Here is a 12,173-nt window from a genome sequence, read left to right on the forward strand (position 1 = left end):
CAGCACCGCGAATCAGGTCACTGCAACGTCGAGTCGAGCCAGTCGATGGTCTGCATGCCGAACAGATCGGTGCCCCACCCGTATGCGTCCGTGAGGGTTTTGGTCATAGAGCAGTCGCTAGGCACATAAGTCACGTCGGTCCCGCCGGTCCGGTACCTCTCGACGAGGTCTCGCGAATCCTGAGCAGGCACCAGTGACATCGGCGAGTCATCGGCACCGCACGAGGTGACGAGAACTGTGGCCTGCGGCGCCCGTTTGCCGAGATTGTTGTCCTCGAAAGCCGGCTGGAAATCGGGGATGTCGGCGGGGCTCTGACCGTCGGTGAACAGCGTCTGCAGCGGCACGAACGGCATGGTGAAGTAGGCGGGCATCTGGCACTGAGTGCGGTAGAAGGCCGCGATCTCCTTGCCGACCGGAGTGAGCTTCTCGTCGATCTTCATCTCCGGGTACCAGGGCTCCAGGCCCAGGAGGTTCGCGAACGCGAAGCCGGAGCCGACCGAACCGTCTGCGGTGCGCATGAAGTTCTTCTGGTTGATGACCATGCCCTCGAGCACGGCGGACTTGACGTTGAGCTCGGGCGCATACTCCGGTTGGATCTCCGCTGCCACCGCAGCGCCGACGCCGCCTCCCGCGATGCCGAAAATGCCGATCGGCGCCTCCTTGTTCAGACCCGCCTCCTGCACCTGCAGCGCAGCGCGAAGGCCGTCGAGATTGGACTGTCCGCCGAACTTGCCTGCAAACACGCCGTGCGGCTCCGGGTCGCCGGCATTGCCGACGTCGCTGATCATGACTGCATAGCCCTTGTTGAACATCAAGGCCAGCGGCCCCAGCGCAGACCACGATGCGCCATCGAGGGGATCCGCCCCGGTCCACTGGTTGCTCGGGTGGCAGTAGGCCCCGACGCTGTCATTGGCCTCCTGGTAACCGATTACGGGTCGGTTCGCGTTGTCTCGGCCGTCGATCGGGATCATCAGGATGCCGGTGCTGATCGCCGGCCTGTCGTCGACGCCCCGGGTCACATACATGACCTTGTAGGCGTCGAGGTTGCCCGGCTCGAAACCGGCGAACATCACCTGTACATGTTGCGACGCGAGCAACGTTCCGGGAGCCTCGTCGCCGGTCAGCTCGGGCTCGTCGTAGAAGGGGTCGTTCGGCGCCAGCGCTTCAGCGATCTCGTCGACCGTGGCGAACTGGCCGTCTTCGAACGTGCTCTGCGTGTATCCGGTGAAGATTTCGTCGAGCCCGGGGGTGTCCACCGGTTCTGCCTGTGCCACCGACTGTGCGCCGAAGAGCACTGCGATGGAGGCGGCCGTGGCTGTGAAGACTGTGGCTGCGCGTTTCATACGAACGTCACCGTGGTTCCCTCTAGTGCGGATTGGAGCATCTGCGGAATGTTCCGCAGCGGTCGTGCGCCTTCGAGCTTCTGATCGTATGGCTCGCGCAGCTCGGACTCGAGCTGCGGCCAATTGTTCTCCACCATCGCCTTGTACTTGGGCAAAAGCTCGGCGGAGATGTAGTCCCACCGCTGATCGAATACCGACCAATTCCAGCTGGGGAGCGGTGTGGTCAGGGTAGCGACGCGCCCGTCGGCCAGCGTGGCGCTGATGGTGACCGGCTTGTACGAGCGCGGCGCGACTACCCCAGCCACCGACGGCGAGGCTGCGATAGTGGACGCGTAGGTGATGGCCTCGCCGACGTCGCCCTTGTAATTGCGGACGTCATCCCATTGCGACTTGATCACCTCGCCCTGCTCGCGCTGCAGCAGCACGCGGTTGCCTGCGGCGATACGGTCACTCTCGCCCGAGGCCACATCGATCCAGGCGTTCAGGACGGAGTCGTCGAACAGCCCGGCTCTGTGCATCTGTTCCAGCGCTGGGAGGCCTTCGGTGACATACGCCTGATGCATGGGCATCAGGTCGGAGAAGATGTTCTTCTGCATCACCAAGATCTCGCCGAGGATCTGCTGCAGGTCCTCCGGCGTTATGGTGGCACCTGATCGGGCGAGCGCCTGCAGCCCCTCGGGCAGCAGAGCCACCGCGTCGGGGCCGAGCACCCCGAGGGTCTGCTCGACTATGGCGTTGGCTGTCTGCGCCATCCCGGGGAAATCGTAGATCCCGGACATCAGCTCGAAGTCGATAAGGCCGCCACCGAAATCCGCGCCCACGAGTCCGCCCATCCCAGCCCACTGCAACTCCCGGTGGCTCAACTGCAGACCCACGTAGTAGCTGTAGGAGTCGATCAGGTTCTGCCGGTTGGCCTCGACGCCCGCACGCGGGTCCCAGGTAATGAGGTCGATGCCGGCAGCCTCGGTGACGTCCACCAGGCGGTACTGCAGCAGCAGCGCCGCATAGCGGGGCGGATCGACGCCCTCGCGATCCGCTTTCTCCAACAGATTCTCGAGCTGCGCCTTGTCATAAGGTAGCGCCGGATTCACACCGCCCGGGCCATGGGCCGCATCGCGGTTGACGAGCGGCAGATCCAGAAATGGCGCAAGTTCCGCGGAGATGTCGGGGTTCGCATTCGCGAAGCCGACGCCCAGCGGCATCATGAGCACGACGGCCGTGACCGTGGCCAACGCTCGGCCCCATCTTGAACGTGCGGCGCGGACGGGGGTTCGTGTCGTCAACTTCACTCCTGCAAGGGGACAATCCGGGGATCCCGCGGCTGCAGCGGGCCAGATCCCTCCAAGTCCGCCTACACCGCCTCAATTCTGGAGCCATCCGGCGATTACCGGAACACTGTACACAGACAGTGAACCGCCACCTGGGTGTTCCTACTCCACAACTTCAAAGTTCCGTTTCGACCAGTCCTTCGCGCGTACCGTTGGTGTGGTGACGACAGCGGTCCGTCAGGCAGATCTGGTCTGCGAGGGCGGTGGGGTCAAGGGCATCGGCCTCGTCGGAGCTGTCCATGCGCTCGCCGAGGCGGGCTATCGTTTCCCGCGTGTCGCCGGCTCCAGCGCCGGCGCGGTCGTCGCAGCCTTGGTGGCTGCGCTTGAACACTCCAACGAGCCCTTGACGCGCTTGCCGGAGATTGCGCAGCGCGTCGACTACCGCAAGCTGACCGACCCGTCACTGCTCGGGCGTGTGCCGCTGATCGGCGGAGTCCTCTCATTGCTCACCTCGAGCGGTCTTTATCAGGGCACCTATCTCGAAGGCCTCCTCACCGATACTCTCGCCGAATTCGGGGTCCACACTTTCGGCGATCTACGCACCGGCGAGGAACCGCTGAGCTACGCCTACTCGCTGGTGGTGACCGCCAGCGACCTCTCTCGGAAGCGTCTTGTCCGGATCCCGTGGGACCTACCGCTCTACGACATCGACCCGGACACCTTCTCGGTCGCGAAGGCCGTACGGGCCTCGGCGGCGATCCCGTTCCTGTTTCGACCCGTCCAAGTTTCAGGCGCAACGTGGGTCGACGGCGGACTGCTCTCCGACTTCCCCGTCGGACTGTTCGACCGGACCGACACCGCAGAGCCTCGCTGGCCGACATTCGGTGTACGGCTCACCGCACGGCCGGGCACGCCCCCAGCGACCCACCACGTGCGCGGGCCCCTGGCCCTCGGCATAGCCGCGATCGACACCTTGTTCACCAACCAGGACGCCGCCTACGTCGATTCACCCTGCACGGTGCGGCGCACGGTGTTCGTCCCCACCGAGTCGATCAGCGCCGTCGATTTCGACATCACCGACGCACAACGACTCACCCTCTACAACAACGGCGTCCGCGCTGCACAGCAGTTCCTGAGCACCTGGGACTTCGCCGACTACCTCACCGCCTGTCGCACACCGCCAGTCTGAAATCCGGGACTGCATGATGGAAAAATTCACTCCTACACAGCGCGGTCGCTGGTCTCCCAGTACCGCGCGCGCAGCGCCTTCTTGTCGAGTTTACCGAGCGGTGTCAGCGGCAGGCTGTCCACGAAATCAATGCTCTTGGGTGCGTGCACCGACCCCTTGGTTGCTTTCACCCGCTCGACCAAATCTTCCGTCGCGACACTCAGCCCGCCGCGCAGAACCACGCACGCCTTGACTGCTTCACCCCACTTGTCGTCCGGTACACCCACAACCGCCACGGAGGCGACGGACGGGTGCGCGGAGATCACGTCCTCGATCTCGCGCGGAAACACGTTGAAGCCGCCGGTCACGATCATGTCTTTCTTGCGATCGACGATGGACAGAAAGCCGTCGACGTCTTTGCGCGCGATGTCGCCGGTGTGCAGCCAGCCGCCGCGGACGGCTTCTGCGGTCTCGGCAGGTTTCTTCCAGTACCCCTTCATGACCAACGGACCTCGGACGCAGATCTCGCCCAGTTCGCCCTGCGGTACTTCGTTCAGGTCGTCGTCGAGCAGTCGGACGTCGAGCCACGGCACCGGACGGCCACACGTGGCTAGTCGGGCGGGGTCGTCGGCGAGGTGCTCTTCCTTTCGGAGCACCGAGATGGTCATGCCGCACTCGGTCTGACCGTAGAACTGGAAGAAAATCTGACCGAACTTCTTGATGCCTTCCTGCAAACGTGCCGGCGACATCGCGGATGCCCCGTAGAAAAGCGTCTGCAGACTGGAGACGTCCCGTTTCTCGAGGTCCGGATGGTCCATGAGCATGTAGATCATGGTGGGCACCAACATGGTTGCGGTGATCTTGTGCTTTTCGATCGCCTCGAGAACTGCTCCGGGTTCGAAGGCAGGCAGGACGATCAGCGCGCCACCGCGCAGCAGCGTCGGAATGAAGAACGCGGCACCGGCATGGGACAGCGGCGTGCAGATGAGGAAACGGTTCTCCTCGGGCCATTGCCATTCCGACATCTGGATCTGATTGAGCGCCGCGCCCGAACGGAACGATCCGACAACACCTTTGGGCTTTCCTGTGGTGCCACCGGTGTACACCATGCTGCTGGCGTCCTCGGCATCGACGTGCGCGGCTGTGAGAGCTGCAGGCTCGAATGTGGCCGCGAGAGCCAGAATGTCGATGCCCACCTCGGAGGGCCCCATCGACAGGATCGTGGTCAACGACGGCGACGACGCCTTCAACTCTGCGGCGCGGTCCTCGAAAGAGTCGGGGTCGAAAATGAGGGTCTCGATCTCGGCGTCGTCGACGATGTACTTGTGGTCGTCGAGTGAACCCATTGGATTGAGGGCGCTGGCGCGGCAACCGGTGATCATGGTTGCGCCCATGCTGACGAGCACCTCGGGACGGTTCTTGGACAGCATCGCCGTGCTGGTGCCCCGGGTGATTCCGAGTGACGCGAGTGCCTGGGCGAAGCAGCTGATCTGATCACGCATCTGTCCGCCGGTGAGAACAACGTCGCCGATGTACAACGCCGGCTTGTCGTGGTTCCGTTCGAGAGCGGTGATGAGCAGGTCTGGAGCGTAAATCGGCCGGTGGAGGTCAGCAAACTCGTCTGGCATCTGGTCTTCCTTCTGCTCGGCCTGCCCGGTTCCGAAACGGATACCGCAACCGGAACGGTGAGACGGGCAGATACCCACAGTTCGGTGACGACTTCGAGGGTAAGCGAAGTCACACCTGGCTCGAGGCTCGGGTCGAGCAAATAGCAGCGGTATCGAAAGCTGGCAGATAATCGCTCGATTTCGCCGGACGGAACGCCCCAAATCAGGGGCGCCCCGTCAGCATCTACGACTAGAAGCCAGCCGAACCTGTCCACGGCAGCGGCGCCGGGGCAGGTGCCGGAGCCGGAGCCGGAGCAGGCTTCGGAGCGGGGGCAGGCACAGCCTTCAGCGTCCACGTTCCGCAGTCCTCGGAGTTGAATGCGACGTCGCTCGCTTTGATCGTCACCACGGCCTGCCCGGAATCAGGGCTGATGAAGTCGTTGGCGATGATCGAGTCGAAGTCGCCTTCGAAACTCGAGGCCCGCTCCCAGTAGCAGCCATACTCGTCGCTGGCCCCGGCTGAGACGTACGTTCCGGGCACGATATCGGTTCCGACGGCCCAGGTGCCGTTCCCGAAGGAGGTTGCGGGATCTGCTGATGCAACGCCTGTACCGATCAATGCGGTACCGGCGAGGAATGCGGCAGCAATCAGGGACTTCTTGAACATGGAGAACCTTTCGAGGTGGTGTGAAACGGATTCGATCGAGACAGATCGGATCCGGTGGAACCAGAAATCTCAGAGGAGATTTCTAGGCAGCCTGGGCAGCAAGATTCATCTGCTCCAGGATGTTTCGGTTGATCTCTTTCCTGATGCTCGGGTCGACGCGTGCCTCATCATGGCGACGGGCGGCGACGGCGAGCCGGTCGGCGATCTCGTTCAGTTCATGGCCGGCATGACCGCGAACCCAGCTGTATCGAATCTCTCGATGCGCGGCCCTCTTACGGATGATGTCAACGACGGCGATGGTGTTGCCTGAATGTTTGTCCAGCAACCGCGATCGCGTCATCGCCAGGCATGAGAGCGCCACCTTGCTGTCGGTCAGGATGTGCAAGCGACGGTCAGGAAAGGCCTTGAACGCGAGCGCAATAGCGAGGAGTTCACCGACAAGCACGGTGTCGGCCTGCGGATAGGACTTGCTCGAGTAGCCACCCTCTCCGCTCACACACGCCACTCCCACACCGCGCCTGCCGCTTCCCTTGGAGGCGTCGGTTGCCACGACCAGTTCGGGTAGGGCGGCGCGGCGGTCCAGTTCGGCCCGCCACGCTCGGTGATGGGCGAACCGGTTGTGATCGTCGAGTGCAGCTACTGCCTTACCGATGAGGTCAAGAAGCGAACCTCGTGCAGCATCGACGACGGTAAGGCCGGGAAACGACGCGGAAGCGGCTTGGATCTCGTGCCGAAAGGTGCGGTCGGAGATGTACAAGACTGCCGACGGATGGTCCAACGTCACGAAGTGCTCGAATGCTTCGAGCGCTGCGGAATACATGAACGGGGCGAGGGCCCCCGTGAAAACCTTTGAGTGCGAATCGCTTCCGTCGAGCGACCAGACCAGTGCGACTTCGACACTGCCTTGATCTCCGAAACCAATCTGGCGCATGTGCAGTGCGGCGAGCATCGAGTCCTCCTCGGTCGACTGTGGGGTGAACACAGCTTGACGGCCGGAGGGCAGATCAGGAACTGTTCTCTTGATAACGCGTGTTATCAAGAGATTGTGGAGAGAGAGCGCGCCCGTAAGGTAACTTCGAGAACGGTCCGAGCGGTCCGAAGAGAACCCTACCCAGGAGGTACGACAGCGTGAAGCATCGTGCCACCACCCTCCTTACAATGTCGGAGATCGCCGCGTTGGCGCAGGTCCAGCGGCCGGTAGTGACGATGTGGGCCAGCCGCTACCGGGGAACCGACCGCCCGTTCCCGTCGCCCACCGAGGTACGGGGCAAACAACGACGGTATGACGGTGACGAGATTGTCCACTGGATCCAAGCTCGGGAGCTAGGCAACAACGACGCTCTCGAAGAGAACCTTTACCTGTACGCGGCGCTCGATACCGGCATCGATCTCAGTGAAGACACCGTGCTCGAAGGGATCAGTGCCCTTTTATGCCTCAAATGGCTTCTGGGCGATCAATTGAGCGAACTCTCCCCGGATGATCTTCTCGACGAAGCGGACGACGCGGATCCAGACGACGCATTTCTTTACGCAGAACTTGCGGCGCTGGGAGCCAGTCTCGGGATGTTCGCCGAATACGTCGATCGGATGGTCGATTCTGCATACGGCCCGAAGCAGGCTTTCGAAGCGCTACTGGCCCAACGGTTTCGATTGCTTCGCACGGATTTGTCGGACAGCGCCATGAGCCCCAGGGCCCTGAATTTGTGTGCATCGATCACACTTGCCATCACCGACCACGACCGTCATGTCTTCGTCGATCCCTCGGAGGGCAGCAGTGACCTGCTCGTTGCTCTCCGCAACAGTCTTCCCGAATACGCCGAACCTATGTCCATGCGCAACGAGGCATCCTCGCCTGCTGCGCGGCTGGCACGCCGGCGACTCACTGTGCACGGGTGGGCGCGACAGAGTCCGCCGGTGGCGGGGTTCGGAAACGGTTTTGCACTCTCGGGTCCGTCTGCGTTCGTCGTCCAGTATCCGTCTCCGTCGTCCCTCGCCTATACCGACTCTCGGATCTTGTCCGAGATCGATGACATTGCCGTGCAAATGGCCGAGGATCATGTTGCCGTCGTGGTTGCGCCCGCATCGGCGTTGCTCGATGCCCAACGCGACCCTTCGGCTGCTCGGCTACGGTCGGACATTCTCCGATCCGACCGTGTGCGTGCAGCGGTGCGCCTACCAGAGGGTTTGCTCCCCGCCAAGCCTGGAATATCGCTCGCATTGTGGGTACTGGGTCCGGCATCCGAGGCAGTCAAGCCGGCCGATCGGTGGTCGGTGGTGATCGACGTCGGTTCTCGGGAACTCGACGCAACAACTACCGAAGGCCTTGTCTCCGATGTCATTGCGGCGATGGGTGATTGGGACACCATCAAGGCCCACGCCTTTCAATTCGGCGTATTGACCAGGACATCGATTCTTTTGGCGGAGGACAAGCGTGGACTCACCCCGGCCCGGATCAGACATCCGCGAGCCAGACGCGTGGGTGCCGATTTGGCAGCCAAAGTACTCGCCCATTCCGACGAGATCAGACGAACTCAGCTCGAGCTGCGGCAAGAATTGCGCATACCCGTCGAGTATCGGGATAGCGACCGGTCGTTGATGCCCACCATTGGACAACTCCTCGACTCGCGAGAGCTCCGGCAGCTGAGCGGAAACAGAATAGATCCCGAGGACTTGTTCATCGGGGGCGCTGTCCGAGTTATCGGCGCAGACGAGGTGACTGGCATCCGACCTGTCGGAGGCCGAGGTATCGACCGCTTGGTGTTCACCACCGCGTACCCGAACGGTCGGTACACCGAGCCTGGTGACATCGTCTTCTGCTCGGGTTCACGTTTCGGAGCGATCGTCGATCATGACGGTTCCGCGGTCGTCGTCTACCCGGCCAGGGTCATCCGAGTAACCGACCCATCCTCCTCAGGGCTGATTCCCGACGTCATCGCCGGTCACCTCAACGCATCTCGGCTCGATTCCCGCCCGCCGGGAGCCATAAGATCCAGTGCGACGTGGAAGCGGTGGGAAGTGCCAAGGGTTCCCGCGGACCGCGCGGCGGCGACGATCGACGCCGTTCGAACGCTGCGCGACCGACGCTCGGCGGCACTGCAATTACTGACCGAAATCGAACAATTAACAAGCACTCTCGTCGACGGACTTGCACACGGAGTGCTCGCCGTCGGTGCCGATATACAGCTTCCACAAGAAAGGGCTCCACAGAATGCCTCCTAGGAAACGGGCGGCGGCAGTCAACACGCCGTCGACGATGAAGGAACTCAAGGACACGCTCTGGAAGGCCGCAGACAAACTCCGCGGCTCGATGGATGCGTCGCAGTACAAGGACGTCATCCTCGGCCTGGTGTTCCTCAAGTACGTCTCCGACGCCTTCGACGAGCGTCGTGAGCAGATTCGTGCGGAACTCCTCGCCGACGGTATGACCGAGGATCAGATCGCCAACCTCATCGACGACGCCGATGAGTACGCGGGCAGCCGAGTCTTCTGGCTTCCGGAAACAGCCCGTTGGCAGTACCTGGCAACCAATGCTCGTGGCATCCAGGAGACTCCCGGTGTGCCCGGCAAAACTATCGGTCAGCTAGTGAATGACGCTATGGGCGCCATCATGGAAAGCGATTCCAACTTCGTCGGGACGCTCCCACTCGAGTTCAATAGCGACAACCTAGATCAGCGGCGCCTGGGCGAACTGGTCGATCTTCTCACCGACACTCGATTCACAGGGCATGGTTCGACGAAGGCTCGCGACCTCCTCGGTGAGGTCTACGAGTACTTTTTGGAGAAGTTCGCTCGCGCCGAGGGCAAACGAGGCGGGGAGTTCTACACTCCCTCGAGCGTTGTCCGCGTACTGGTTGAAATTCTCGAGCCGTACAGCGGTCGCGTGTACGACCCATGTTGCGGCTCGGGTGGCATGTTCGTGCAAACCGAGAAATTCATCGAGCAGCATGGCGGCCACCCGGCAGATGCTCACGTTTTCGGCCAGGAAGCCAACCAACGCACCTGGCGTATGGCGAAAATGAACCTCGCCATACACGGTATAACCGGTAGCTTGGGGGACCGCTGGGAAGACACATTTGTCAACGACAAACACCCAGACCTGCTGGCCGACTACGTACTTGCCAACCCTCCGTTCAATATCAAGGATTGGGCGAGGCGCGAGGACGACAAGCGTTGGAAGTTTGGTGTTCCCCCGGCTGGCAATGCGAACTACGCGTGGATCCAGCACATCATCTCCAAGCTTGCCGAGCGCGGCAGTGCCGGTGTCGTCATGGCCAACGGATCCATGTCGTCCAACTCCGGGGGTGAAGGAGACATCCGAGCTCAGCTGGTCGAAGCTGATCTTGTGTCCTGCATGGTTGCACTCCCGACGCAGCTTTTCCGAAGCGCCGGAATACCGGTGTGCCTGTGGTTCTTTGCGAAAGACAAGACCGTCGGGCCGAAGGGGTCGATCGACCGGCAGGGTCAGGTTCTGTTCATCGACGCGCGCAACATGGGGTACATGGTCGACCGGGCTGAGCGGGATTTGAGTAAACAGGATATCGCGAAAATCAGCGCTACGTTTCACTCTTGGCGAGGAACGCAATCTTCAGCCGGACAGTTATATCGAGATGAACCGGGTTTCAGCTACTGCGCGACTGTCGACGAGGTCAAGTCCGCAGACTATGCGTTGACACCCGGACGGTACGTTGGGTCCTCCGATTCAATCGAAAACATAGAAGATATCCGCGAATCAATAGACATTCTGACAACAGAACTTATCGGTCGATTCGAGGAGTCGAATAGACTTCAAGAAGTGCTCTTACAACAGCTGGGAAGCATCGAATAATGCAAACCACCTTGGGTAAACTACTTAAATCTGACGGCGGTTCCATTAAGACGGGGCCATTCGGAACGGTGTTGAAGGCAAGCGAGTATCGGAGATCAGGAGTCCCGGTGGTCTCGGTCGGTGAAGTTGGTTACGGTACGCTGACAATTCGTGATTCTACCCCGAGGGTTCCGTCGGAGATAATAGCGCGCCTGCCGGAGTTTGTTCTCGAAAGTGGGGACATTGTTTTTGGTCGCAAGGGGGCCGTGGACAGATCTTCATGGGTAAGACCAGACCAGGCCGGTTGGTTTCTTGGGTCCGATGGGATCCGCCTCCGCTCGCCATCGACCGTCGACAGCCGTTTTCTCGCATTCCAACTGCAAACCATGGCCACTCGTAGTTGGCTGCTTCAAAATGCAACGGGATCCACAATGCTATCGCTCAGCCAAGGCGTACTCGAACGTTTACCGCTCTCAATTCCTACGCTGTCCGAACAACAACGGATCTCAAAGACTTTAGGCGCGATGGAGGATAAGATCCTTTCCAACGAACGCACAATTACTACGATAAACAAGCTTCTCGAAAATTCGCTATCACTTCTTCTCAGCCAGTCAGACTACTCAACTCAGCCGTTGAAGAATTTTGCCGAGATAAACCTGGCTACAATAAGGCCTGAACATGGTCACTCAATCCGTTATATCGATATTGCATCAGTAGGAGTGGGTACCATCAAGTACCCACCTCCCATTGCTTGGGCCGACGCTCCATCACGCGCTAGAAGAGCAGTTACAGAAGGAGACATTCTTTGGTCGACGGTTCGACCAAATCGGCGCTCCCACGCATTAATTCTTAGCCCCGAAGAAAATTTGGTTGCCTCGACTGGGCTAGCTGTAATCTCGGCAAAGGGTCTCGCGTGGTCATATCTTTATGAAACGCTCAAACGACCCGGCTTTACCCAAACTCTTGAAAGTTTTGCTGAAGGAAGCGCATATCCCGCCGTCCGTCCAGATAGGATGGCCGAGGCCCCAATCCCTGTTGTGAGTGATGTGCAACGTGCCCAGTTTGAAAGGTTTGCAACCCGCTTGCGGACACAGGAATTTCAATTACAGCAAGAATCTAAGACGATTAGCGCTCTCAGCGAAGCACTACTGCCACAACTAATTTCCGGCAAACTCAGCGTGCGGGTCGCCGAGAAGCGCGTTGCGGATGTTTGTAGCCAAATTTGATGGAAACTTGTCGTCCAAGCTAAGCCTCAATACCGTTTAGTTAGCGCGGCAGAATGGCGCACTTCGGTGGTGTGATCGGTTGCGGATGGT

The 12,173-nt window shown here is 60.8% G+C and carries 9 protein-coding genes; 4 read left to right on the plus strand and 5 right to left on the minus strand.

What is annotated here, in order from left to right; translation table 11 throughout:
* Positions 1–17 precede the first annotated feature (17 nt).
* Positions 18–1,343 (minus strand): lipase family protein, encoded by a 1,326-nt coding sequence (locus BJI47_RS23520; RefSeq protein ID WP_088946003.1) that lies wholly within the window; start codon positions 1,341–1,343, stop codon positions 18–20.
* Positions 1,340–2,545: a hypothetical protein gene (locus BJI47_RS23525; RefSeq protein ID WP_254900787.1), complete on the minus strand. Its 1,206-nt coding sequence runs from the start codon at positions 2,543–2,545 to the stop codon at positions 1,340–1,342. The genes BJI47_RS23520 and BJI47_RS23525 overlap by 4 nt, the downstream gene beginning before the upstream one ends.
* Positions 2,546–2,831: 286 nt before the next feature.
* On the opposite strand from BJI47_RS23525, the gene BJI47_RS23530 reads away from it, so the two are divergent.
* Positions 2,832–3,800, plus strand: a complete 969-nt coding sequence (locus tag BJI47_RS23530) for a patatin-like phospholipase family protein (protein WP_254900786.1) — start codon at positions 2,832–2,834, stop codon at positions 3,798–3,800.
* A 32-nt stretch (positions 3,801–3,832) separates the two neighbouring features.
* On the opposite strand, the gene BJI47_RS23535 is transcribed toward BJI47_RS23530, so the two are convergent.
* The 3 genes from BJI47_RS23535 to BJI47_RS23545 form a co-directional block, all read right to left on the minus strand.
* Positions 3,833–5,407: an AMP-binding protein gene (locus BJI47_RS23535; RefSeq protein ID WP_088946025.1), complete on the minus strand. Its 1,575-nt coding sequence runs from the start codon at positions 5,405–5,407 to the stop codon at positions 3,833–3,835.
* Between the two features lie 229 nt (positions 5,408–5,636).
* Positions 5,637–6,053: a hypothetical protein gene (locus BJI47_RS23540; RefSeq protein WP_088946006.1), complete on the minus strand. Its 417-nt coding sequence runs from the start codon at positions 6,051–6,053 to the stop codon at positions 5,637–5,639.
* An 82-nt stretch (positions 6,054–6,135) separates the two neighbouring features.
* Positions 6,136–7,092 (minus strand): ribonuclease H family protein, encoded by a 957-nt coding sequence (locus tag BJI47_RS23545; protein ID WP_139804882.1) that lies wholly within the window; start codon positions 7,090–7,092, stop codon positions 6,136–6,138.
* Between the two features lie 119 nt (positions 7,093–7,211).
* On the opposite strand from BJI47_RS23545, the gene BJI47_RS23550 reads away from it, so the two are divergent.
* The 3 genes from BJI47_RS23550 to BJI47_RS23560 are packed head-to-tail and all read left to right on the plus strand — an operon-like array spanning position 7,212 to position 12,083.
* Positions 7,212–9,272 carry a hypothetical protein gene (locus tag BJI47_RS23550; RefSeq protein WP_088946026.1) on the plus strand — a complete coding sequence of 687 codons (2,061 nt, stop codon included), beginning with the start codon at positions 7,212–7,214 and terminating at the stop codon, positions 9,270–9,272.
* Positions 9,262–10,878, plus strand: coding sequence for a class I SAM-dependent DNA methyltransferase (locus BJI47_RS23555; protein ID WP_217808582.1), 1,617 nt, complete (start codon positions 9,262–9,264; stop codon positions 10,876–10,878). Before BJI47_RS23550 ends, BJI47_RS23555 begins: the two co-directional genes overlap by 11 nt.
* On the plus strand, positions 10,878–12,083 hold the full coding sequence (locus tag BJI47_RS23560; RefSeq protein ID WP_088946009.1) for a restriction endonuclease subunit S: 1,206 nt from the start codon (positions 10,878–10,880) through the stop codon (positions 12,081–12,083). The genes BJI47_RS23555 and BJI47_RS23560 overlap by 1 nt, the downstream gene beginning before the upstream one ends.
* Positions 12,084–12,173: the final 90 nt, after the last annotated feature.

This window comes from Rhodococcus sp. 1168, assembly GCF_002091955.1.
In the GTDB taxonomy this organism is placed as follows: Bacteria; Actinomycetota; Actinomycetes; order Mycobacteriales; family Mycobacteriaceae; genus Rhodococcoides.

Bases quoted from the DNA above. Each gene is read 5' to 3' on its own strand.
- BJI47_RS23520 (WP_088946003.1), bottom strand. From the start codon at position 1,343: ATGAAACGCGCAGCCACAGTCTTCACAGCCACGGCCGCCTCCATCGCA.
- BJI47_RS23525 (WP_254900787.1), bottom strand. From the start codon at position 2,545: ATGCCGCTGGGCGTCGGCTTCGCGAATGCGAACCCCGACATCTCCGCG.
- BJI47_RS23535 (WP_088946025.1), bottom strand. From the start codon at position 5,407: ATGCCAGACGAGTTTGCTGACCTCCACCGGCCGATTTACGCTCCAGAC.
- BJI47_RS23540 (WP_088946006.1), bottom strand. From the start codon at position 6,053: ATGTTCAAGAAGTCCCTGATTGCTGCCGCATTCCTCGCCGGTACCGCA.
- BJI47_RS23550 (WP_088946026.1), top strand. From the start codon at position 7,212: ATGTCGGAGATCGCCGCGTTGGCGCAGGTCCAGCGGCCGGTAGTGACG.
- BJI47_RS23555 (WP_217808582.1), top strand. From the start codon at position 9,262: ATGCCTCCTAGGAAACGGGCGGCGGCAGTCAACACGCCGTCGACGATG.
- BJI47_RS23560 (WP_088946009.1), top strand. From the start codon at position 10,878: ATGCAAACCACCTTGGGTAAACTACTTAAATCTGACGGCGGTTCCATT.